This window comes from Streptomyces sp. O3 (genome assembly GCF_054788135.1).
Genome location: NZ_JBTVYK010000020.1, coordinates 19,379 through 43,238, shown reverse-complemented (window position 1 = coordinate 43,238; position 23,860 = coordinate 19,379). Strand labels below are relative to the sequence as shown.

Sequence of the window (23,860 nt, the reverse complement as noted above, 5' to 3'; positions counted from 1 at the left end):
AGGACGAGGAGACTCGGCATGGCAGAACCGGTGGCAGCGGCCCGCACCGCGGACGAACCCCCGCCCGAAGGATGGTTCGCGGGGCCGGTGGACGCCTTCGCGGGCCCGCTGTTCGAGGAGCTGGACGACCGGATTCCGGGGATCGCCGGGCTGGCCTCCGACGAGCGGGGCGTGCTGCGCGAGTCGGCGCGCGAGGCGCTCAGCCGTACCCTCCAGCTCCGGCTCAACCGGGTGCTTCTGCTGGAACTTCGCGCCGCCGCCCTGGCCGGCGAACTGCCCGGTGCGGACTCGGCCGCCCGTTGGGACTCCTTCCTGCGGCGCGCCGCCACACCCGGATTCGCCGAGGCCCTGTGCCGACGGTACCCGGCGCTGCGCCAACGGGCCTTCGCCTCAGGGCGTCTGCTGATCGAGGGCGCCGTGGAGGCGGGCGCGCGGTTCGCCGCCGACCGGTCGGCCGTCGCCGGCCTGCTCGGCGACGATCCGGGGCCGCTGCGCGCCCTGGAGCTCGCGCGCGGGGACACCCACCAGGGCGGCCGGGCCGTCGCCCGGCTGGTCTTCGAGACGGACAGCGTCATGTACAAGCCGCGTCCGGCGGAGGCAGACGCCGCGCTGCGCTCCTTCGTCGCCGCCGTCCCCGGCGCCGGAGACCTGGCCGTACCGAGGGTGGTGGTACGGGACGGCTACGGCTGGGCCCAGTACCTCGACCACCGCTACTGCCGCGACGAGGCGGAGCTCGCCCGCTTCTACCGCGCCCTGGGCGGCTGGCTGGCGGTGATGCGGCTGCTCGGCGGGACCGACCTGCACGCCGAGAACCTGGTGGCGCACGGCCCGACGCCCGCCGTGGTCGACGCCGAGGCCCTGTTCACTCCCGATGTCGAGGTTCCGCCGAGCGGACGCGGCGACGCCGTGGACCAGGCGGCCCGCGCCATCCGCAACACCGTGCTGCGCACCGGGATCCTTCCGCTCCGTACCGACGGCTACGCCCTCGCCGGTGTGGACCTCTCGGCCGCGGGCGGTCTGCCCGGTCAGCAGCCGCAGATCCGCGTCCCGGTCATCGCGGACGGGGGTCTGGACACCGCCCGGATGGAGATCGGCGTGGTGGACCTGCCCCCGGCCGGCAACCACCCCAGCCCCGAACCCGTGCTGATCCGCCACTGGGACCAGGTGCTGGTCGGTTTCGACGCGCTCACCGGGAGTCTGGCGGAGCTGGACGCGCGTGGCGAACTGAGCACACTGACCGAGGTGTTCGACGGGTGCCGGGTCCGCAGGATCCGACGGCCCACCCAGTCGTACACGGACATCGGCCGGATGCTCTGGCACCCGGCGTCACTGCACGACCCCGACGCCGCCCTGGCGCGGGCCCGCGACGTCCTCCACCGCAACGCGCTCGCCGCTCCGGGCGCGCCCCGCGAACCCGCGGTGATCGACGGGGAGATCGCGGATCTGCTGGTCGGCGACGTCCCGGTGTTCGACGAGCGGGTGGACGGGCAGCGGCTGACCGACTTCCTGACCGGGTGGCGGCGAGCGGACCTCACCCGCGAGCGGGACACCATCCGCAGCGCGCTGGTCGGCGCCTATCTGAACGAGCGGCGACTGCCCGAACGGGTGCGGACGCCCACCCGCGCGCCGAGCTCCGACGACCTGGACCGGCGACGGCGCACACTGGCCGCCGAAGCCATGGAGACGATCCGCGCGGCGAGTGTGCGCGGCACGGACGCCACCGCGACCTGGATCAGCCCGGTGCTCACCGACTACGGATGGGCGATCCGCCCGCTCGGCGCGGACCTCTACACCGGGCAGGGCGGCGTCGCCGTCGCCCTCGCCGAGTACCTGCGGGAGCAGCGGGCCGGCCGGGCCGACCCGGTGCCCGGCGTCGAGTCCCTGCTGCACGGGACCCTGGAGGTGCTGGCCGCCACCGAGGACACCACCCCGGTCCGCCAGCTCGGCGGGTTCACCGGCCTCGCCTCCCAGGTGTGGACCTGGGCCGCGCTGCACCGGCTCCTCGGTACGCCCGAGCCGCTTGACCGCGCCCGCGCCAGGGCGGCGCTGCTGACCCCGGAGGCCATCGCCGACGACCAGGCGCTGGACGTGCTCAACGGCGTGGCCGGGGTGATCGTTCCGCTGCTCGGCCTCGGTGAACTCACCGGCGAGGAACGGTGGCTGGACGCCGCCGCGGAAGCGGGTCGGCGCCTGGAGCGGACCGCCGTCACCGACGACCGCGGGGCACGGTGGTCCACGGTGATGTTCCCGGAGGGCATCGGCGGCTTCGCCCATGGCGCCACTGGCGCCGGGTGGGCGCTCACCCGGCTCGCCCTGTCCGCCGCCGGGAGCGCGGCCGACCGGCGGCGTTGGCACGAACTCGCCGCCCTGGCCCACGACTTCGAGGAGTCGCTGTACTCCCCCGCGGAACGCGCCTGGACCGACGCGCGGATCGGAGGAGAGGTCGACTACCCCACCGCGTGGTGCCACGGCAGTACGGGCATCGGCCTCGCCGCCGTCGACCTCTACCGGCGCACCGGCGATCCCCGCCATCTGGGCACCGCGCTCCGCTCGGGACCGGCCGGGATGCGCGAGGGCTTCGGCTGGAGCCACACCCTCTGCCACGGCGACCTCGGACTGTGGGAACTCCTCCACGGGCTGCGCGCCTTGGAGGAGTACGAGGGTCCGTCCGCCGCGCAGGCCGACGCCGAGTTGGTCACCGGAATCGAGGAGCGCGGTCCGGTCGGCGGGCTCGCCAAGGAGGCGTTCGCGCCGGGGCTGCTGCCGGGGCTGTCCGGAGTGGTCCACCATCTGCTGCGGATGCACCCGGACGCCCGGCTGAGCTCGCCTCTCCTGCTGGCCCTCCCTCCGGCGTCGTGACGCACCGGAGCGTGCTCCCGGACAGCCCCTGAACGGACGGGTGGCACCCCGTACTGAGGTGCCACCCGTCCGTTCGGTGTCGGTTATCGGCCTGAGATGCTCGCGGCGGCTCCGCCGACCTTGGTCCAGGCGGTTCCCGATCCGGTCCACTGGTGGACGGTGGTTTTGTCGGGGCTCAGCCCGTACAGGTAGCCAGCGGTGACGGCGAACTGCGCTCCAGGTCCGCCGACCTTGCTCCAACTGTCCGGCGTACCGTTGTACCTGTACAGGTCACCGGTGGACGGGTTCGTCGCGTACAGACCGGCCCCGCCGCCGTACAGTACGCCGGCGGCACCGCCGACCTTGTCCCACGAGGTCCCCGACCCGGACCACCGGAAGACGGCGCTCTTGTCCGGACTCAGCCCGTAGAGATGGCTACCCGTGACCACGAACTGCGCGCCCGGCCCACCGACCTTGCTCCAACTGTCCGGCGTACCGTTGTACCTGTACAGGTCACCGGTGGCGGGGTCGGTGGCGAAGAGTCCGGCGCCGCCGGCGTAGAGGGCGCCTGCGGCTCCGCCGACCTTGGTCCAGGCGGTTCCCGATCCGGTCCACTGGTAGACGGCGCTCTTGTCCGGGCTCAAACCGTAGAGATGGTTACCCGTGACGACGAACTGCGCTCCAGGCCCGCCGACCTTGCTCCAACTGTCCGGCGTACCGTGGTACTTGTACAGATCACCGGTGGACGGATTGGTGGCGAACACCCCGGCCCCGCCCGTGATCAGCTCGCCCGCGGCACCCCCGACCTTCGTCCACACATCGCCCTGGCCGGAGTACTGGTACACGCCCGACCGGTCCGGCGACAACGCGAAGAGGCCGCTCCCGCCGGAATGCGGATCACCGCAGTTGCGACTGGTCTCGAAGTGCTTGCCGTAGCGGTCCGAGACCGGGACGGCATGACCGTCGATGGTGGCCTGCACGACCGAGCCGTTCAGCTTCTGCTCGTAGTGCAGGTGCGCCCCGTCGGAGGCGCCGGTGTTGCCGACGGTGCCGATCTGCTGCCCCCGCTCCACGTCGGTGCCGACCGAGACGTCGAGCCGGTCCAGGTGCAGATATCGGGTCTGCCAGCCGCCACCATGATCGATGACGACGAAGTTCCCGGCGCTGTTGGAGTATTGCGACACTACGACGCGTCCCGTGGCCGAGGCCAGTGCCGGTTTGCCCAGGGTGGCTCCGCTGGTCGGGATCATGTCGATCATGTAGGGGCTCGCGTGCCCGCCGTGCGTGGACGTCGTCCACTTCTCGCCACAGGGAACGGGCAGCTGGAAGGCGGGGGGTGAGCCCGCGGCCTGGGCCGTGGTCGCGGTGGGCAGGGGTGAGACGAGGGCGAGAAGCAGCGCTATCGCTGCCAGGAAGCCGTACCGTCTGACGGTTCTCAAGGCCTCTCCTTAGGGCGAAATATCGTCTGTGCGGGTGGGGCGGCGGAGGCTTAGTCGGTCGCGATGCTCGCGGCGGGGCCGCCGACCTTGGTCCAGGCCGTCCCCAGGCCGGTCCACTGGTAGACGGCGCTCCTGTCCGGGCTGAGGCCGTAGAGGCGGTCTTCGGTGACGGCGAACTGTGCGCCGGACCCGCCGACCTTGCTCCAGCTCTCCGGTGTGCCGCGGTACCTGTACAGATCGCCGGTGGCGGGATTGGTGGCGAACACCCCGGCCCCGCCCGTGATCAGCTCGCCCGCGGCACCGCCGACCTTGGTCCAGGCGGTTCCGGATCCGGTCCACTGGTAGACGGCTCTCTTGTCCGGGCTGAGTCCGTAGAGGTGGTCTTCGGTGACGGCGAACTGTGCGCCGGGCCCGCCGACCTTGCTCCAACTGTCCGGCGTGCCGAGGTACCTGTACAGGTCACCGGTGGCGGGATTGGTGGCGTACAACCCGGCGCCACCGCCGTACAGTTTGTCGGCGGCACCGCCCACCTTGGTCCAGGCGGTTCCCGATCCGGTCCACTCGTAGACGGCGTCCTTGTCCGGGCTCAACCCGTAGAGGCGGCCGTCCGCGACGACGAACTGCGCGCCGGGGCCGCCGACCTTGCTCCAGTCCTCCGGCGTGCCGTTGTACTTGTACAGATCGCCGGAGGACGGGTTCGTCGCGAACAGCGAGCCATCGCCTCCGATCAGCGCTCCCGCGGCCCCTCCGATCCTGACCCAGGATGTTCCGCTGGTCCGCTGATAGACGCCGCTCTTGTCGGGGCTCAGGCCGTACACATGACGCGGGGCGAACGGCCGCGCGCGCCAGCTGAGTGGAGCCAGGTCCACGCCGCCGTTACCCCAGCCCGCACTGCTGACCCAGAGGCTTCCGTCGTGGTCCGGAACGACCTCCGCGGCGTGCGCGGGCAGTCGGCCCACTTGCCCGGAGGGTGAGAAGCGGAAGGGGTCAGCGCTCGCGTAGACCTCGGCTCCCACATAGTCCGTGGCGGAGGAGCCTCCGATGAACAGGTACCAGAGACCGTCGCGCTGTATGACGTACGGAGATTCGGTCCAGCCGCCTCCCGAAGCGGTGAACGCGGTCTTCCGGGGACCCCACGACACGAGGTCGGGGCTCGTCCGGTAGGCGACGACACTGCGGCCCCCGGTGGCTGTCTCCGTGGCGGTGTAGTACATCACCCACTGCGTCCCCACTCGGGTGACCATCGGGTCGCGCGCTTCGTATCCGTCACGGAACAGCGGCCCGTCGGCTCGGCGTTTCCAGTGGTGCAGATCCGTCGACGTGGCCAGATTGATCTGACTCCTCGACGGATCTCCCTCGGTTTGTCCGCCGGCGTAGAACATGTAGTACGTGGAACCGGAGCGGATGACATGCGGTGCCCAGAGGTGGGACTCGCCATAAGCGGGATCGACGTTCAGCGCCATGGGCTGCTTGGTCCACGGTCCGCGCAGACTGGGCGCCGTGGCGTGGGCGAACGAGTCCTCGGCCTCGGGGTCGGCGGGCTCGGCGTGGGTGATGCCGAAGAGATGCCACGTCCCGGTGGACTCGTCCCGGACGATGGTGTGGTCGTTGATGTACCAGGGCCGGGATTCCCCGACCGACGGGTCATAGATCCGAACGAAGTCTCCACTGACCACGGACTCGGTGGGCGACGCGGCGGACTCGGTGGGCGTCGCGACCGCTGCGGGCGCCACCCCGAGTGAGACCGTCACGAGGACGGCGGCAAGAACCATGCGCAAGATCATGGTGAGGTGTCTCCATGGGAACGGCCGCAGGCGGACCGGGCTGCCGGACCGCCTGCGGTTCGGTATCGGTATCGGTATCGGTTACCGGCCTGCGAGGGAGTGTGCGGGGCCGCCGACCTTGTCCCATGAGGTCCCGGATCCGGTCCATCGGAAGACAGCGGTCTTGTCCGAGCTCAGCCCGTATACGTGCTTGCTGGTCAGGGCGAACTGCGCGCCGGGCCCGCCGACCTTGCTCCAGTCCTCCGGCGTGCCGTTGTACTTGTACAGATCACCGGTGGACGGGTTCGTCGCGTACAGCCCGGCGCCACCGCCGTACAGTCTCCCGGCGGCACCGCCGACCTTGTCCCATGAGGTCCCGGATCCGGACCACCGGAAGACAGCGGCCTTGTCCGGGCTCAGCCCGTATACGTACCTGCCGGTCACGGCGAACTGCGCACCGGGGCCGCCGACCTTGTTCCAGCTCTCCGGCGTGCCGGTGAACTGGAACAGGTCGCCGGAGGACGGGTTCGTCGCGTACAGCCCGGCCCCGCCGCCGTACAGCCTGCCAGCGGCACCGCCCACCTTGTCCCACGAGATCCCCGACCCGGACCACCGGAAGACAGCGGCCTTGTCCGGGCTCAGCCCGTACAGGTGGCCAGCGGTGACGGCGAACTGCGCGCCGGGCCCGCCGACCTTGCTCCAGTCCTCCGGCGTGCCGTTGTACTTGTACAGATCACCGGTGGACGGATTGGTGGCGAACACCCCGGCCCCACCCGTGATCAGCTCGCCCGCGGCACCGCCGACCTTCGTCCACACGTCGCCCTGGCCGGAGTACTGGTACACGCCCGACCGGTCCGGCGACAACGCGAACAGGCCGCTCCCACTCGGAGCGGGACCACCACAGTTCGTACTGACCATGTCCACCGGGTTGTCGGGGTCCATGACCAGCAACTGCCCCTGGATCCTGGAATGGACTATGTGCTGGTTGTCCGCGTCCTGGTCGCTGTCGGGGTTGTAGAGCTGCTCGTAGTGCAGGTGCGGCTTGCCCGGTGCACCGACGTCCCCCATGTAGCCGATCACATCACCGCGGTTGACCCAGGTGCCGGGCTTGGCGACGCCGGTCATGTGGAGGTACACGGTGAACCAGCCCTGGCCGTGTCTGATCTCCAGCCCGCCCGGTGAGAAGTTCTCGTGCACCAGGCCGCTCGCCGAGGCGAGGATGCGACTTCCCTCCGGCATCGCGTACCGGTACATGTCGATCTTCTTGTCGACCGGATTGTGGGTGGGGTAGGTCTTCAGCTCGACCTTGACGCCGCACGGGAAGGGCAGCAGGAAGTCCGGCCGGGTGTCCTCCATACCCGCTGCCCGCGCCGGTGAGACACCGCTGACGCCCAGGGCCATCGCAGCCGAGAGCCCGCCGGCGGACTTGAGGATGTTTCTGCGTGTGGGACGGTGCTCGCTCACCATGACCTCCTGGTCACTCACATCGTGAAGAGGTGGCGGGCGGCTTCGCGGTGGCCAGAGCCCGGAATCCCGTTCGCGATGCCGCGGATCCGCTCGCTACGGGGAGGAAGGTACGGACGGGCACAGGGTCGGTGAATCCGGAACTCTACGGAGTGACAGGGGTCGACGGCTCGGGATAAGACCTCCCGGCACGCGGAGGCGTCCCCGTGGCGGGCTCGTCGTCAGTCATCGAGATTTCATCGGTCCTGCCGGTGACGGTCCTGGCCGCGGCGATGACGAGCACGCTTGCTCTCCTGGCGGGTGAGCACGGTCACGGCGGGGCGGTCGGTGGTGACGTGCGTGGGCATCACTGCTCCCCGGACTCCAGACGGGTGGGCCTTGCGGACGGTGTCGCAAGGTAGCGGGGAAGCATCGGGCTCGGCGTCCGGAACGATCCGGAGTGATACCCGCGACCGGGTCGGGCATCCGCGATCGCGCGTCGACTCCCTCGCGGGCGGAGCCGTTACGACGGCATGGCGCAAGAGGGGAGGGCCGGACGGTCCCGCGTGCGGACGGCGGGCAGCCAGGCCGTGGACGCCGGGTCCGTACGGGGCAGGCGGACGCGGAACCAGACGCTGGAGCTCAGATCCTCCTCGTCGATGATGGGCTGGCCGTCGCGCAGTCGGCAGTCCGCGTCAAGGACGTCGTCGTGCCACACCCGAGTGGCCACGACGTTCTCGGCCGTGTAGGGCTGGCGCGGGTCTATCGCGAGGCCCAGGCTGCAGTGGGGGTCGCGGTCCGCGCGCTCCTGACAGCCTCGCTCGGCGTTGAACACCCGGACGCGGGCGGGGCCTTGGTCGGAGGCGTCCTGGCCCCAGGGCCACCCCAGCGCGGCGGCCGTCGTCGAGCCCGCGGTGAGGGTGAGCAGGACGCCGAGGAGCGCGGTACGGAGCCGGGGACGGGAACGGGAACGGAGCCGAGAACGGAGCCAGGGCCGGGGACGGGACGGGCGGCGGGCGGGTCGCGGCCCGGCGGCCTCGATCCGTTCGAGCAGGCTCTCGGCCGTGTGCGCGGCGCGCGCGGCGTGGGTGGGGGCGAGGCAGTCGGCGGCCAGTTCGCGCCAGAACTCCGGCACGGCGTGGTCCATCCGCAGGGGCGCCCTGCCCTCGGCGTACTCCTGTACGGCGGCGCCCCGCGCGGTGGGCGTCGCGCCGGGGAACGGCGAGACCCCGGCGGCGAACACCTCGTGGATCACGATCCCGAGCGCCCAGATGTCGGCCGTGGCCCTGACTTGTACGCCCTGCTCCCCGAGCGGCTGCCGCCAGCGCTCGGGCGGCAGGTAGTCCGGGGTGCCCATGGGGGCCGCGTAGCCGTGGGTGCCGGTGAGTTCGATGGCGAAGCCGAAGTCCGAGAGCCGTACCTCGCCGTCCTGGTCGACGAGGATGTTCTCGGGCTTGAGGTCGGTGTGCACCCAGCCGGTACGGTGCAGATGGGCGAGGCCCTCGCAGATCCCGGCGACGATCCGGCCGCCCTGGCTCTCGGTGATCCCCGCCGCGAGCAGGTCGCGCAGGCTGCCTGCGGCCCGTTCCATGACGAGGACGATCGCGCCGTCGAGGGCTGGCCGCTCCGGTGCGCTCAGGACGAGGGTGTCGAGAAACCTGACGAGCCTCGGGTGGGGCGTGTCGCGGCCGACCTCGACCTCGCGACGGGCGGCTTCGGCCACGTCACGGGCCTGTCGGGGGGCCAGGCCCGCGGTCGGCATGACCTTGAGAGCAACCTCGAAGCGGTCCGCCGGATCCGCCGGGCCTGCCGCGCCCGCAGGGTCCGCAGGGTCCGCCGAGCCCGCCGCATCTGCCGGGGCCGCCGAACGTACCGGTGCCGCACCTGCCGCGACTACCGAGCCTGCCGTGTTCGCCAAGCCCGCCGTGTTCGCCGGATCTGCCATGTCCGCCGAGCCCGCCGGGCCCACCAGGTCCGCCGCGCCCTCAGGGTCCGCCGCACCCTCCGGGTCCGCGGGTCGTGCCGCGTAGACGGTGGCCCAGCCTCCGGCGCCGATCGGCTCGTCGACGATCCAGTCGCCCACGCGGTGCCCGCGGGGCAGGAGTTCCAGGCGGCCGCTGTCCCTGGAGGCGGCCCGGTCGTACAGGGGCACCACGGTCTACCGGCTCGTGGCGGATTGGGCTCGCCGCGGCAGCAGCGCGAGATGCTCCTCCCCGACGATGCCGAACTTCAGCGCGACCCCGACCACGGCCTCGCGCTTGCCGTTCCTGCGGTCCGCCCGCCCGGTCCCGTCGGGAGCGGGCGTCTGCACGCGCAGCTTCTCGTCGGCGAGGTAGTCGATGTGCGAACTGACCGCGCGTGCCGTCAGCCTGCCGCACGCGGGATGGTCCCGGAGCCGCTCGACGACCTGGGGCGTGGTCGGCACGGCGACCGGCCAGCTGTCCCGCAGCCACGGCTCGCAGAGCGCGACGAGCACCAGGAAGTAGGTGGCGGTCTCGTCCAGGGAGTACGCCGTCAGGGTGCGGCTCTCGCCGCCGGGCCCGGCCGTGGCGCGCGGGTCGACGTACACATGGTCGGGCGCGAACACCTGGAAGAAGACCGGGGTGTCGCGGCGCGAGGGCAGCACCACCCGAGAGAACTCGAACGGGATGGGCGCTCCGGCCCGGCGCGGCGGGACGCGCAGATACTCGCCCGCGCCTTCCGGGTTCTGCACCAGGTAGCTGTGTGTGGCGCTGAGGTTGCTCAGCTGCCAGTGGTCGTCGGTCGCGTGGATCTCTCCGGCGAGGCGGGACACGGTCGCGTCGGCGAGGCAGAGTTCGACCGGCGTGGCGGCCGAGCCGCGGCCGAACCGTGCGCGTTGCCCCGGACCGAGCCTGAGGGTCGCCGGGGCCCCACCGTCCCCTTCCGCCAGGTACACGACAATCCCGCTCAACGTCCCGCTCCCCCCGCTGCTCGCGCCCATCACTGCGACCGACAGAGCGCACGTTACCGTCAGCACGCGGGGGTTCACTCGGTGGCATAACTCACGTTTCGCGGACGCCGCACGGATCACGCCACACGGCGGCTCGGCACAGAGCGGGAGCCTCTACCTCAAAGGGGGGCGAGTCACGAGCCTGACCGAGCCACGAGCCGGTCACCGAACGGGGCCCAGGACCCCGGCCGCCGCTCGAGCGTACCCGCACGCGGGTGCGCACCCGGACTTCGGCGGCGACCGCTCAGGCATGCCCGGTCGCGTCGGCCGCGGTGGACGCGGACGGCGCACGACACCGGGTTCGCCGAACTCCACGCCTGGGGCCCGGTCGCCGCCGAGCGCGGTCTGCCGACGGTGACCGAGCCGATCGCCGCCAGGGGGCAGCGCGAACGCCTCCCGCCTCCCGTCCACGCTGGGCACGAGCAGCGGTGCCGCGGCCGCCAGTCGTCCCCTCCGCCGCTCGGCCGCGCCTGGCGGCGGTGGAAGGACGCCACGCCGGACGGGGCGATCGCGGCGGCGGTGAGCCGACGCCGCCGCGCGCCACCCGCGGCGGCGTACTGGCCGCGGTGCCGGACCGGTTCCACGCAGCCCAGTCGCCGCCCGGTGCACGCTGCCACCGGTGGCAGATCTCCGCGCCGCAGGGTTCGAGGGCGAACACCCTCAGGCAGCCGTCCGCGTTCACCGCGACGGTGGGCGGGGTGCCGACCGGACCGTCGAATCCGACCTCCCGCGGATCCCAGGTCAGCGCACCGGGCGAGCGCTGCCGTCGCCGGGGCTCAGCGCGAAGATCTCACGCCCCGCCGTCGGCGTCACGGGCGACGGCGGGGCGGCCCCGGCCGGTCCGCCGAACTCCGCGCAGTCCGACCAGGTGTCGGCGTCCGGGTCGAGCTGGACGCGGCGCAGGCCGCGCGCCGACGGCACGTCTCGACGGCGATCCGGTCCGTCGGGAGAGACCGAGCAACACGTGCCGTCCCCCCGTCACGCCTTGCGCAGGCGCGCGATGACGCCGTCGATGTCGTTCCTCAGCATCTCCTTGCGGACGATGTGGCCGCCTTCCACTTCGTGCGGCTCGTGCGGGATGCCCACGCGGTTGAGGTGGTACCGGAACTCCCGCTGGGTGCGGAGCACCATCTCCTCGTTGGCCACGTCCCACCAGTTGATCGGATTGGGGCTGGTGCCCGCGACCAGGAAGACCCGCTTGTGCCGGTAGCTCTCGATGCGCTCGACCGGGTTGTCGGCGCTGACCCTGGCCTCGTCCCAGGGGATTCCGTAGACCATGCCGCCGCCCAGCTCCACGGCAGCGGAGGACGCGTTGGCCCAGTCCGTCACCCGGCCGCCGTTGGGCCCGCGCAGGTGGGCCGGGCCGGAGTGGGAACTGACCGAGGCGAAGTGGCCGTAGTACTTGGCCGCGTACTTCAGCGCGCCGAAGCCGCCCATGGAGAACCCGGAGACGGCGCGGCCGTCGTACTCGGCGTAGGTACGGAAGTTGTCGTCGATCCACGGCAGCAGCTGCGCCATGTGGAAGTGTTCCCAGTTGCGGGGGCCGACGGCGGAGCTGACCGGGTTGGAGTACCAGCCCGCGCGTCCGCCGTCGGGCATCACGACGATGAGGTTCTTCCAGGCGGTCAGCTCCCGGATCCAGTAGTACGCGTCGAAGCTGATGAAGTCCTGGTCGCCGCCGTGCAGCAGGTAGAGGACGGGGTAGCGGCGTCCGCTGGTGTGGTAGCCGTCGGGCAGCAGCACGTTGACCGCGGGGTCCCAGCCGATCGCGTCGGTCCGGAACCGGTAGTACCACATCCGGTGGTCCTGCTCGCCGCGTTGCGTGATGGTCAGGCCGCGGCCGTTGCCGACCGCCGCGGCCGTCGGCGCCGCCGCGAGGACGCCTCCGGCGCCCAGGGCCGCGGCGGCGGTGAGTCCGCCTGCGGACCTGAGGATGCTCCTGCGGGTGGGGTTCTGCGCGGTCACGGTGACCTCCTGTGAGCGAGCGTGGCTGGCGGGCCACGTCGCCCTCCCGGCGGCACGACCCGTTCGGAACCTAGCGACGCCCGCCCGGCGGGAGTATCCGGAACCTTACGGACTGACAGACGCGACGCGTGTCGGCTAGGGCCTGTGCCCTAGGGACGGCGGTCTGTCGCAATCTCGGCCACGAACGCCAGGAGGCGGGTCTGGACATCTTCCGGGATGGTGTCGTCGCGCAGTCGGCGGCCGAGCGCCGTGGTCTCCTGGTAGCTGGCCAGATAGCGCCAGCACTCGGGACAGTCCGAGAAGTGCCGTTCCATGGCAGCCCGCTCCCCTGGGCTCAGGGAGCCGTCCGCGTACGCCGACAGCAGCGCGTTCACCTCCCGGCAGCGCACCCGCTTCGGGCGTGGCAGGCTCCGGTGGTCCGGACCGGCCAGGGCGTAGACCGCGGCGGCGGCCAGCATCGGGATCTCCCGCTTGATGCCGTCAAGACCGGGGTAGAACCAGTGCTCGACGAGCCCCTTCACCACGAGCCAGGCCATGAGCACCGCCACGGCCGCCATCGCATACCGGGGCGCGAGGCCGAGGAGCAGTGCGCCGCCCAGGAGCAGCAGCACCGGCTGGGGGAGCAGGGTGTTCTGCGGGTTGTCGAAGATGCCCTCCGGGCCGCCCGCGAAGACGGCCGAGGTCAGCAGCGGGATCGCCAGGCCGATACGGAGCAGCAGCAGGGCACGGTCCCGGTGGGCGGCGGGCAGCGCCTCGGAGCGGAAGAGGGCGCGCAGGGCGCGGCGCGGCGGGCTTCCGCCCTCGGCGAGGCACAGGCGTGAAGCGGCGATGCGCCGGTCCAGGCTCCAGCGGCCAGGGCCGGTGTACACCAGCGCCAGCACCAGCACCGCCAGCGCGAGGTCGCGGGCCAGCCGGACGCCGCCCGCCTCGGGAGCGGCGAAGGTGAATCCGCACAGCAGCAGGCCGATCACGGCGGCGTTCATCCGGGTGCCGAGACCGACGATGAGGGCGAGGCCCATCAAGGTGTCGGCGATCCCCTTGACCAGCATGAAGGTGTCCAGCGGGATGCCGAGCGAGGTGATCCGCTCAGCCAGCCAGGGGGCGATGAACCCGGTGACGGGCTGGGTGAACTTGTCTGCCAGGGCGGTGTGGTCGGCCAGTTCCACCAGAGGGGGGAAGACCGTCTTCAGTCCGGCGATCAGGAAGACCGTGCCGAGCGTGACCCGCAGCGCGGTGACCAGGGTGTCCCAGCGGCGGACCGGTCCGGGCCAGGCCGTGCGTTCGGTAACGGGCAGGGTGGGGGCGCTCATCGTCGTCCTTCCTTATGCGTGGGGTGCCGCTCGGCGAAGTAGCCGGTCAGGGCCTCCCGCAGATACAGCCGGGCCCGGTGCAGCCGGGCCCGTACCGCTCCTTCGGAGATGCCCAGCAGGGACGCGGTCTCCGCGTGGCTCAACTCTTCGATCTCGGCCAGCACATAGACCACCCGAGCGCCGTCCGGCAGCCGCTGTACGGCGTCGGAGATGGCCTGTCGCGACTCCGCGCTGATCAGCCGCTCCTCGGGCTGGGGCGTCCAGTGGGCGGATATCAGCCCCTGCCGGTCGCCTGGCAGGGGCTCGGGCAGATCGGCCAGCGACTCCGGCTCGCGTCGCCGGGAGCGCAGGCGCATCAGCGACGCGTTGACGGTGATGCGGCGAAGCCAGGGGCCGAACGCCTCCGGGTCCCGGAGTTCGTGGATCCGGGTGTACGCGATGGTCAGGCACTCCTGGAGGACGTCCTCGGCGTCCTGCTCGTGGCCGGTGAGGCGCCGGGCGATGCGGTACAGCGAGGAGCCGTGGCTCCGCAGTACCTGTCGTACGGCCGCCGGGTCACCGCGGCGGAACCCGTGTACGGTCTCGGTGTCCATCCGTCCTCTCTCGTCACATCAGTCGCGTCCTGCCTAGGAGATGCACGCCGGGGGCGTGCTGTTACGCGCTGATGTTCCAGGGCCGCGCGGCGTGGGGGCCGTTGTGCGCGTACCGGAGCCACCCGGTGTCGGCGGGGGCGGCGAGAATCTCGCTGAGGCCGCGTACCCGTGTGGCGGTGATTCCAGTCCGGGTGAGTTCCCGTTCCCAGTCCCGGGCGGTCCGTGGGGCCAGGGCGCGGGTGAAGTCCACGCGGTCGGCGGTGTCGGTCAGGCCGAGGGTGCGGCGCAGGGCGGGGGTGTCTTCGACGGCGAGGTGGCCGTCCGCGGTGGGCAGCGGGTGGAGGGCCGGGCCGGGCCGGGAGCGGGGGAAGGCGCGCAGGAAGCGGGCCGCGTGCAGCAGAGAGGTGTCGACGCGGCTGACCTGGCCGGTGTGCTGCTGGTGGAGCAGGGCGGCCAGGACGCCCTGGGCGCACAGCAGCCCGCCCAGCGGATCGAGCAGGGTGAGCTGGCTGACCGCCGGTGATTCGCCGTCGGGCCGCACCGCGCGGGCCAGGCCGGAGGCCGCCTGGATGGACCAGTCGGTGGCGGTGTGCGGCCAGGCGTCGTCGTCGGCGGGGCCTCCGCCGGCCCGCGCGTAGGTGAGGGCCGGGTTGATCCTCCGCAGGACCGCCGGACCGAGCTGGGTGCGTTCGAGCAGACCAGGTGACCAGTTGGTCAGGAACACGTCGGCCCGTGCCGTCGCCTCGTGCGCCAGGCGGCGGCCTTGGGAGCGGGTCAGGTCGGCCAGCAGGGGTTCCTTGCCCCGGTGCAGGGCGCGGAAGGCGACCGAGCAGCCGTCCGTGACCGGCTCGACGCCCCGTGCGGGGTCCCCTTGCGGGGGTTCGAGCCTGATCACCCGCGCTCCCAGCATGGCCAGGACGCGTCCCGTGTAGGGGCCTTGCAGGTAGTGGGTGGCCTCCAGCACGGTGAGACCCGACAGCGGAAGGTCGGACGGAGGGGGCTGCCCGCTCCCCTCCCACGCCACCGCGGGCCGCTGCGATGACGGCGTCGGCGCCGGTGACAGCGACCAGGGCTCGGTGAGACGGTCTCCCGCCGTGCCGTCCAGCGGTACGACACAGACCCCCGTGCTGTCGGCCGCGGCCCGAAGGTCCGCCAGCGGGCGGAACGCCGCCGTGTGCAGGCCCAGCGGCACCCGGCAGCAGGCGGTCCACTGCCGGGCCTCGTGCGAGCGCCAGGCCTGGCCCGCTTCGCGGGGATCCGCGCCCAACAGCCGCCAGAACGCCGCCCACCGCTCCGGACGGAACGTCTCGACCTCCACCAGACGGCCGTCCGACGTGCGGAAAGGGGGAGGCTGCCCGGTGCCGAAGGCGGCGGTGTCCGGTCCCGCTGCGGCCAACTCCAGGTGATGGCTCTGGCTGAACAGGACCGCGGTACCCGGATTGACGCTCACCGACGTCGGCTGGGGGGTTCCCCTGGCCTGGCCCAGCAGGGCGGCCAGGACTCCCTGTCCGGCCGCCACCGCGCTCACCGCCGAGGCGAAGCCGACCCCCAGCCGCCGCGGACCGTCCTGTTCGCGCAGTCCGAACAGGACCATCAGCCCGGCCCCGGCCTGGAGCGCGGACTCCTCCGCCAGGCCGGACCGCCGGGCCGACGCCAGCCGCAGCGTGAGCGGCCGGTGCGCGGCGGGGCCGTAGGTCACCTCCCATTGCCCGCCCGCCGCGTCGACGGGCCGTGCGTCCAGCCCGAGTTGCGCCAGATGACGACTCCACCAGCCCCTGTCCACCAGCACGACCAGCCCTTCCGGTTTCCGCGAAGTCAGACACATCACCCAGTCAGATGCACGTGGCACATGGGCTGTTACGCAACTGTCTGAAAAGAAGGACGGAAGGACCGTGGGGACGGCCGGGCGGGATGTGTCAGGCGCGCGCGAAGTGGGTGGCGCGGCCGTTCTCGTCGTGGACCGGGCGGCCCGCTTCCTCGGCCTTGGCGCGGGGCATCAGGGTCCAGCTGCCGTCGGGTTCGTGCACGGCCACCGAGTGCCAGGGGGTGGTCCAGGCGTCGGGGGCGTTGAGCAGGCTGATGCCGAACTTGGGGGCGCCGACCGGCTGGGGGTGGATGGACAGGCGTACGGAACGCGGGTGGTGCTCGGCGATCAGGTCGCCCCAGGCGCGGCTGCGCTGGATGACGCCGTACGCGCGCTTGCGGCACTCGCGCTGGAGCGCGGAGCGGGTGCCGGTGAAGTCGGCGGTGTCCTCGAACAGGAAGCGCGTGATGCCGCGATAGAGGGCGAGGGTGTTGTCGTCGGCGCGCACCTCGGCGCGCAGTTCGTCCACGGTGGGGGCGTAGCGGTCGTGGACGTGGGCGCGCTTGGCGTCGTGCGACAGGTCGCCGAGTACGTCGCGCAGATCGAAGACCGACAGGTGGCGCAGGTCCAGCTCCTTGATGAGGGCGCGGAGTTCGTCGGCGTAGGCGTCGATGTGGGCGTCGGGGACGCGGATCAGGTCGCCGAACACATGGCCGTCGGAGCAGATGACGATCTGAGCGCCCGGCGCGTGGATCCGCGCGATGTCCTCGCACAGCGTGTTCAGGAAGGTCAGGGAGAGGCGTTCGCCCTGGTCGGGGAGGTGGTCGAGGACCTTGGCGGGGTTGGGGGACTTGCAGGGGAAGCCGGGCATGGTGAACACGATGGGTTCGCCGGTGCGTATGTAGTCGGCTATCTGCCGGAGCTGATGGTCGAAGGCCTCGGGGGACGGGGGCGTGGACAGGTCGTCGGTCGTGCGGATGTGGGGCAGGAGGAGTTCCAGGACGGCGACGCCGGTCTTGGTGCAGAGGGCGTCGTCCGGGGTGTGGGCAGGGGTGGTGGCGTTGGTGGTGGCGTTGGTGTGGGGCAGTGACATGAGTGCTGATTCCTCTGTCGTTGATTTGTGCGGTTTGTAAGGTCTGTGATGTTTTGTCAGGAGGTTTTGGGCGTCGTGAGATAGCGCCTTGGCGGGTTCGCCAGGCACCGGTGTCGTCGGGCTCGGTTTCGGTTATCGGGTGGGGCCTGACCGCGCTGTCAGGCCCGGCGTGGTGTTATCGGCGGTGGTCGTAGGTGACGGGCAGGTGGTTGGTGCCGCGGCCGAGTACGGCCGGGATCCACTCGATGTCCTCATCGGCGGCGGCGAGGCGCAGGCCCGGCAGCCGTCTGAGGAGTGTGCCGATGGCGATCTGGAGTTCGATCCGGGCGAGCGCCGCGCCGGGGCAGAAGTGGATGCCGTGACCGAAGGCGAGGTGCGGGTTGGGCGAGCGGTCGAGGTCGAGGGCGTCGGGGTCGGGGAAGCGGCGCGGGTCGCGGTTGGCGGCGCACAGCGAGACGATCACCGAGTCGCCCGCGGGGACGTCGGCGCCGTACAGGTCGCTGTCCTGGTCGAAGAAGCGCCAGGTGGTGAGCTCGAAGGCGCTGTCATAGCGGAGGAGTTCCTCGATCGCGCGCGGCAGGAGGTCGGCGTCGTCGCGGAGGCGGGCCAGGTCGGCCGGGTGGCGGAACAGGGCGATCAGGGCCGTGGTGATCTGGTTGGTCACCGGTTCCTGGCCCGCGACCAGGAGCTGGAAGATCATCGAGTCCAGCTCCTCCGGCGAGAGTTCACCGGCGTCGCGGGCCGCGACGAGGCGGCTGAGCAGGTCGTCGTCCTGGTGCTCGCGCTTGTGCGCGACCACTTCGGCGATATAGCTCTGCAGGCCGTGCAGGCGGCCTTCGTACCGTGCGCGTCCGGGGTCGGTGGGGCCGACGGGCTGGACGACCTTGCCCCAGTCGCGGTCGAAGCGGGCCGCCAGCTCGGCCGGGAGGCCGATGGCCGCGGCGAGCACCTGGAACGGGAAGTGGGCCGCGAACCCGGCGACCAGGTCGGCGGGACCGGTCTCGGGCAGGGCGTCGACGAGCGTGTCGGCGAGCTCCTGGAAGCGGGGGCGGAGCCGTTCCATGCGGCGGGGGGTGAAGGCGTCGGCGACGAAGCGCCGCATGTGCGTGTGCTTGGGCGGGTCCTGGTGGAGCAGGTGGACCTGGAGTTGGGAGTGCTGCGGCTCGGGCATGATCGAGGCGCGGGCCCGCCAGGCGTCGTTGCCCCGGTCGTGGTTCTTGCCGAGGCGGTCGTCGGTCAGGGCGGACTGGGCGGCCTCGTAGCCGGTGACGAGCCAGGCGCGCACCCCGCTCGGGAACTCGACGCGGTGCACCGGGGCGGCCTCGCGCATCCGCTCGTACAGCGGGTACGGGTCGCTCTTGTACGGGCAGCCCTTCAGCGGGACCGGGTCGGGGAGGGGGGCCTGGGGGTCGGCGTCCTTGGCGGTGGCGGGGTCCGGTTGTGCGGTCGGTACCGGTTCCTGGATGGTCATGGCGTATGTACTCCTCTTACGGGTCTTACGGGTCTTACGGGTCTTACGGGTCTTACGGGTCTTACAGGGCGAGTTCGGGCTGATAGTGGTCCAGCCAGAGGGCCAGGTCGATGACGCGTTCGAGCCGCAGGCGGTGGCCCCACTCCAGCCGGTCCGGCGGCGTGTCCAGACACGGCTTGATCTGGGTCTCGTCGGCCACGGCGCGGACCTGGTCGTTCGCCAGCGCGTCGCGGGCCATGGCCTGGAGGCCGCGGTTGTACTCGGGGTGGTGGGTGGCCGGGTAGTGGTTCTTCGGCCGGTGCAGTACGGAGTCGGGGGCGAGGCCCGCGCCCGCCCCGCGCAGCAGGCTCTTCTCCCGGCCGTCGAAGCTCTTCAGCGCCCAGGGCGTGGCGAAGGCGTACTCGACGAGCCGGTGGTCGCAGTACGGGACGCGCACCTCAAGACCCTGGGCCATGCTCAGCCGGTCCTTGCGGTGCAGCAGTTGGCGCAGCCAGCGGGTCAGCGACATGTGCTGCATCTCGCGCTGCCGGTGTTCGGCCGCCGACTCGCCCGCGGCGTGCGGTACGGCGGCCATCGCGTCGCGGTAGGTGTCCGCCCGGAACTCGCCGATGCACAGGTCGAGTTCGGGGTTCATCGGCATCGCAGCCTCGTCCCCGGTGACCAGCAGCCAGGGGAAGGTGTCGGCGGCGAGCGCCTTGGGGTTGTGGAACCAGGGGTAGCCGCCGAACACCTCGTCGGCGGCCTCGCCGGACAGCGCGACCGTGGAGTGCCGACGGATCTCGCCGAACAGCAGGTAGAGCGAGGTGTCCATGTCGCCGACGCCGATCGGCGAGTCTCGGGCGACCACGACGGCCCGCCGGTGCTCGGGGTCGAGCAGGGACCGCGGGTCGAGGACGACCGTGGAGTGGTCGGTGCCGATGAAGGCGCCCGCCTCGGTCGCGTACGGGGTGTCGTGGCCGGTGCGCAGGACGTCGCCGGTGAACTGCTCGGCCTGGTCGCTGTAGTCGACGGCGTATGAGCGGATACGGGCGTCCGGGCCCTCGCGCAGCCGCAGTTCGTCGGCGAGCAGGGCGGTGAGCACGGTGGAGTCGATGCCGCCGGAGAGCAGGGAGCACAGCGGGACGTCGGCTTCCAGCTGGGCGCGGGCGGCGGTGCCGACCAGGTCGCGGACCCGCTCGACGGCCGTGTCCGCGTCGTGGTCGTCGGGGTGGGCTCCGGACTCCAGCTGCCAGTAGCGGCGCTCCCGGACGCCGTCCCGGTCCAGTACGAGCAGGCCGCCCGGCTCGACCTCCCGGACGCCGGACCACACCGTGGGGCCGGTGTTGAACAGCAGGCTGTACGCCTCGCGCAGGCCGTCGGCGTCCACCCGAGGCCGCAGCTCCGGGTGGGCGAACAGGGCCTTGGGCTCGGAGGCGAACGCCACTCCCCCGTCGACGGCGGACCAGAACAGCGGCTTGACGCCGAGCCGGTCGCGCACCAGCAGCAGTTTCCGCGCCCGCTCGTCCCAGATGGCGAAGCCGAACATCCCGTCCAGGCGCTCGGCCATCGCCTCGCCCCACTCGGCGTACGCGCGCAGCACCACCTCGGTGTCGCTGCGGGTGCGGAAGCGGTGGCCGCGGGCACGCAGTTCGGCCCTGAGTTCGTGGTGGTTGTAGACCTCGCCGCTGTAGCTGAGGACCGTGGTCGGCTCGTCCGGCCGGTCGGTCATGGGCTGGACGCCGCCTTCGATGTCGATGACGGCCAGTCGGCGGTGGCCGAGGGCGGCGTGCTCGCCTAGCCAGACGCCGCCCGCGTCGGGGCCGCGCCGGGTCAGCGTCCCGGTCATGGCCTCGATGACCGGGGCCTGGTCGCGGGCGTCGTGGTGGAAGGACGCCCAGCCGGTGATTCCGCACATGGGTGTGGCTCCTTGGGGTCGTTGAGGGGCCGCGGGCCCGCCCCGTCAGAGGTGGAGCGGGGAGCGCGCCGCGTTGTGGGGGTGGGGTGGGTGAGTGGGGTGGGGTATGGGCGCCGCGTCGCGCCTGGGTGGCTGGCGCGCGGGCGTTGTCGTGTCAGTCGTGTCGGGGGTGGTTCGCGGGGCGGGTGGAGTCGCCGGGACGGGGTGCCGGGGCGAGGGAGTCGCCGGGGTGGAGTTGCCGGGGGCGAGCGAGAGTCGCCGGGTGCGGGCCGGGTCCGGGTCAGCGGCGCGCCGCGGGCGCCGCGTCGGCGCTCGGCTGCGGCTGTGACTCCGAGTCCGACTCCGACTGTGGCTGTGGCTGTGGCGTTCCAGGGCGTCTGGCCGACAGGATCAGGGGTACGGCGACGCACGCGGCCGTCGCGGCGAGTGCGAGGCCCGCACGCGCGCCGGTCAGGCCCGGCTGCCCGTCCGTGCCCGCCTCCGCCAGGCCCCAGGCGGCGGTGGCGAGCGCCGGGCCGAGGGTGAAGCCGAGGCTGCGGGAGAGCTGGACCGTCGAGCCGACGGTGGCCGCCCTGCCGGGCGGGGCCGAACTCATCACCAGGGCCTGGGTCGGGCCGCCGTTCAGGCCCATGCCGACCCCGGCCACCGCGAGGCGCCAGGCCACGTCGAGCGAGGACCAGCCGTCGCCGAACGGGACGAGCAGCAGCAGGCCGCAGGCCGTGAGCGAGGCGCCGACGGAGGCGACGGGCCGGGCGCCGTACCGGTCGGCGAGCCGTCCGCCGAGCGGCCCCGCCAGGCCCATGCCGAGCGGGAAGGCCAGCATGGTCAGGCCGGTGGCGGTGGCGCTGGCGCCCTCGCCGGTCTGGAGGTGCAGCGCGATGACGTAGTGCATGGCGGCGAACCCGGCGGCCAGGGCCAGCACCGACCCGTGGGGACGCCACAGGCCCCCGGTCCGCAGCACGCCCGTCACCGGACGGCCGCCCGGACCGCGCAGCCACCACCACAGGGGCGGTACGGCGACGAGCGCGAGCAGCAGCCAGGCCGGGGTGTCGGACCCGAAGCTGAGCGCCAGCAGCAGCGCGGCCACACCCGTGCCGACGAGGAGCGCGTCCGCGGACGTCCGCTGGTCGGGGCGGCGCAGCCCGCCGCCGACCGCCTTCGGCATCACCCGCCAGGTCACGATCAGCGCCAGCAGGCAGAAGGGGAGCTTGACGAAGAACACCGCGCGCCAGCCCAGGTGGTCGACCAGCAGGCCGCCCACGGCCGGTCCGGTGACGGCGCCCAGCGGCCCCAGCGTGGCGGGCACGCTCATCGCCCGCCCGCGCAGTTCCGGACGTACCGAGCGCATCGCGAGCACCGGCATCAGAACGAACAGGACCGCGGCGAACGCGCCCTGCCCGACGCGGGCGGCGATCAGCCAGGCCAGCCACGGGGCGAGGGCGGCGGCGGCGCTGCACAGCGCGAAGCCGCAGGTCGCCGCCATCAGCGCGGGGCGCGTGCCCACCGTGTCCAGCCAGCGGCCGACGGGCAACAGGAGGGCCACTACGGGTAGTTGGTAGCCCAGCGCCGCCCACTGGGCGGTCGCCGCGGATACGCCGAGCCCGTCGGAGATGTCCGCGAGGGCGACGTTGACGATGTTCATGTCGAGCATCGCCACGAACGCCAGCACGCCCGCCACGGCCACCAACGCCCAGCGGTCCCCCTCGTGCGGGGCTCCCTCGGCTCTCGCGCCCCCTGGGGCCGCGGGGACTGTACGCCCCGACTGCTCCGCCGAACCAGGTTCCTGATGCGCCGCCACTTCGTGTCCTCCCCCTTGGATCAGGGCTGCCGGACAACAGCCCCGTTTCATACGTCGGGGCGTGGCACCGGTGAGTTCCCGGAGTATCGAAAATTTCTCGGGTTACCGCGCTGTTTCAGCCGATGTGATGAATCAGTGGCTCCGATCCGCCGGGCGGGGAACTGGTTCGAGGCCCCTTCCGACTACTGGGGCGACCTGAATCCCACGGCCCTCTCCCGGATCGGAGCCCTCCCATGCCCCAGAAGCAGTACGACGTCACCGGCATGACCTGCGAGCACTGCGCGGCGAGCATCAGAGAGGAGGTCTCCGAGGTGCCCGGCGTCAGCGAGGTCGTCGTCGATCTCGCCGCGAACACCGTCACCGTGCACGGCGACGCCCTGGACGACGCCCGTGTGCGGGCCGCGATCGTCGAGGCCGGGTACGGCGTGGCCGACCTGCCCACCGCCGCCTGAGGCAGCACGCCGCGCCCGGACGAACTCGGGGCCGCCCGCACCCTCTCGGGGTCGCGGGCGGCCCCGAGTTCGTCCGGGCGGGCCGCGATGCCGCGCTCCTCAGGCCTCCACTGCCGCCGGGGCGGCTTCCCGCGCCCCGGCGGGTTCGGCGCGCGGGGCGGGTTCGGCGGAACCGGCGGGCTCGGCGGGCTCCACGCGTCCGGCGGACTCGGCGGGCCCCGCGGACTCGCCTACCACGCCCGACCGGTGGTCGAAGGCGATCAGCGGGTCCCCGGTCAGCGGGTGGTCGACCACGGCCGCCCGTACGCCGAAGACCTCGGACAGCAGCGCGGGCGTGAGCACCTGACGGGGCCGCCCGGAGGCGACCAGGGTGCCGTCGTGCAGGACGTGGAGCCGGTCGCAGACCGAGGCCGCCGCGTTCAGGTCGTGCAGCGACACCAGCGTGGTGCGGCGCTGGGCGCGCAGCAGGACGAGCAGTTCTACCTGGTGGCGGATGTCCAGGTGGTTGGTCGGCTCGTCCAGCACCAGGACGTCCGGGTCCTGGGCCAACGCCCTGGCGAGGAGCACCCGTTGGCGCTCGCCGCCGGACAGGGCCGTGAAGCGGCGGCCCGCGTGCTCCGCCATGCCGACCTTGGCCAGGACCCGCGCGACCACATCGCGGTCGGTGGCGTCGTCCCCCGCGAAGGCGCGCTTGTAGGGCGTGCGGCCCATGGCGACGACCTCGCGCACGCTCAGCTCGAAGTCGCCGCCGCGCTCCTGCGGCAGCGCGGCCACATGCCGGGCCGACCGGGCCGGGCTCAGCTCGCGGATGTCGGTCCCGGACAGCAGCACCCGCCCCGCGGTGGGCTTCAGATGCCGGTAGACGGTCCGCAGCAGCGTGGACTTGCCGCTGCCGTTCGGGCCGATCAGACCGGTGATCTCACCCTCGGCCGCGAGCAGCCCGACCCCCGACACGACCGTGTCGCCCGCGTACGCGACGTGCAGGTCCTCGATCTCGACTCTCAACGGACTCCCACCTTCACGTGA

At 72.4% G+C, this 23,860-nt stretch carries 17 protein-coding genes; 2 read left to right on the top strand and 15 right to left on the bottom strand.

Translation table 11 applies throughout. The features are described 5' to 3' along the window. The first annotated feature begins 18 nt into the window (after positions 1-18). On the top strand, positions 19-2,859 hold the full coding sequence (locus ACX6XY_RS12475; protein WP_460329356.1) for a type 2 lanthipeptide synthetase LanM family protein: 2,841 nt from the start codon (positions 19-21) through the stop codon (positions 2,857-2,859). A gap of 83 nt (positions 2,860-2,942) precedes the next feature. Here ACX6XY_RS12475 and ACX6XY_RS12470 read toward each other — a convergent pair whose 3' ends face one another. The 14 genes from ACX6XY_RS12470 to ACX6XY_RS12405 form a co-directional block, all read right to left on the bottom strand. Continuing rightward, on the bottom strand, positions 2,943-4,277 hold the full coding sequence (locus ACX6XY_RS12470) for a M23 family metallopeptidase (protein WP_460329354.1): 1,335 nt from the start codon (positions 4,275-4,277) through the stop codon (positions 2,943-2,945). A gap of 50 nt (positions 4,278-4,327) precedes the next feature. Then, positions 4,328-6,061, bottom strand: coding sequence for a family 43 glycosylhydrolase (locus tag ACX6XY_RS12465; RefSeq protein WP_460329352.1), 1,734 nt, complete (start codon positions 6,059-6,061; stop codon positions 4,328-4,330). Between the two features lie 81 nt (positions 6,062-6,142). Next, positions 6,143-7,504, bottom strand: coding sequence for a peptidoglycan DD-metalloendopeptidase family protein (locus ACX6XY_RS12460; protein ID WP_460329350.1), 1,362 nt, complete (start codon positions 7,502-7,504; stop codon positions 6,143-6,145). A 502-nt stretch (positions 7,505-8,006) separates the two neighbouring features. Beyond that, positions 8,007-9,638, bottom strand: a complete 1,632-nt coding sequence (locus ACX6XY_RS12455) for a serine/threonine-protein kinase (RefSeq protein ID WP_460329348.1) — start codon at positions 9,636-9,638, stop codon at positions 8,007-8,009. Positions 9,639-9,641: 3 nt separating this feature from the next. Then, the gene (locus ACX6XY_RS12450; RefSeq protein WP_460329346.1) at positions 9,642-10,415 is read right to left on the bottom strand and encodes an FHA domain-containing protein; all 774 of its coding nucleotides are present in this window, start codon (positions 10,413-10,415) and stop codon (positions 9,642-9,644) included. Between the two features lie 780 nt (positions 10,416-11,195). After that, complete coding sequence (locus ACX6XY_RS12445; RefSeq protein WP_460329344.1) at positions 11,196-11,375, bottom strand: hypothetical protein; 180 nt, start codon at positions 11,373-11,375, stop codon at positions 11,196-11,198. A gap of 57 nt (positions 11,376-11,432) precedes the next feature. Further along, positions 11,433-12,419, bottom strand: coding sequence for an alpha/beta hydrolase (locus ACX6XY_RS12440; protein WP_460329342.1), 987 nt, complete (start codon positions 12,417-12,419; stop codon positions 11,433-11,435). Positions 12,420-12,568: 149 nt separating this feature from the next. Next, complete coding sequence (locus ACX6XY_RS12435) at positions 12,569-13,729, bottom strand: zf-HC2 domain-containing protein (protein ID WP_460329340.1); 1,161 nt, start codon at positions 13,727-13,729, stop codon at positions 12,569-12,571. Continuing rightward, a complete protein-coding gene (locus ACX6XY_RS12430) occupies positions 13,726-14,322 on the bottom strand; it encodes an RNA polymerase sigma factor (RefSeq protein ID WP_460329339.1) in 597 nt (198 codons plus the stop codon). Before ACX6XY_RS12430 ends, ACX6XY_RS12435 begins: the two co-directional genes overlap by 4 nt. A gap of 61 nt (positions 14,323-14,383) precedes the next feature. Continuing rightward, the gene (locus ACX6XY_RS12425; RefSeq protein WP_460329337.1) at positions 14,384-16,111 is read right to left on the bottom strand and encodes a CoA transferase; all 1,728 of its coding nucleotides are present in this window, start codon (positions 16,109-16,111) and stop codon (positions 14,384-14,386) included. A gap of 127 nt (positions 16,112-16,238) precedes the next feature. Then, positions 16,239-17,219 (bottom strand): L-tyrosine/L-tryptophan isonitrile synthase family protein, encoded by a 981-nt coding sequence (locus tag ACX6XY_RS12420; protein ID WP_460329335.1) that lies wholly within the window; start codon positions 17,217-17,219, stop codon positions 16,239-16,241. Positions 17,220-17,394: 175 nt separating this feature from the next. Next, positions 17,395-18,690 carry a cytochrome P450 family protein gene (locus ACX6XY_RS12415; RefSeq protein ID WP_460329333.1) on the bottom strand — a complete coding sequence of 432 codons (1,296 nt, stop codon included), beginning with the start codon at positions 18,688-18,690 and terminating at the stop codon, positions 17,395-17,397. 61 nt (positions 18,691-18,751) lie between these two features. Continuing rightward, on the bottom strand, positions 18,752-20,584 hold the full coding sequence (gene asnB, locus ACX6XY_RS12410; protein WP_460329331.1) for an asparagine synthase (glutamine-hydrolyzing): 1,833 nt from the start codon (positions 20,582-20,584) through the stop codon (positions 18,752-18,754). A gap of 280 nt (positions 20,585-20,864) precedes the next feature. Continuing rightward, positions 20,865-22,382 (bottom strand): MFS transporter, encoded by a 1,518-nt coding sequence (locus ACX6XY_RS12405; RefSeq protein WP_460329329.1) that lies wholly within the window; start codon positions 22,380-22,382, stop codon positions 20,865-20,867. A gap of 233 nt (positions 22,383-22,615) precedes the next feature. Here ACX6XY_RS12405 and ACX6XY_RS12400 point away from each other — a divergent pair, with 233 nt between their 5' ends. Continuing rightward, positions 22,616-22,834 carry a heavy-metal-associated domain-containing protein gene (locus ACX6XY_RS12400; RefSeq protein WP_460329327.1) on the top strand — a complete coding sequence of 73 codons (219 nt, stop codon included), beginning with the start codon at positions 22,616-22,618 and terminating at the stop codon, positions 22,832-22,834. A 99-nt stretch (positions 22,835-22,933) separates the two neighbouring features. On the opposite strand, the gene ACX6XY_RS12395 is transcribed toward ACX6XY_RS12400, so the two are convergent. Next, positions 22,934-23,839, bottom strand: coding sequence for an ABC transporter ATP-binding protein (locus tag ACX6XY_RS12395; RefSeq protein ID WP_460329325.1), 906 nt, complete (start codon positions 23,837-23,839; stop codon positions 22,934-22,936). Positions 23,840-23,860 lie beyond the last annotated feature (21 nt).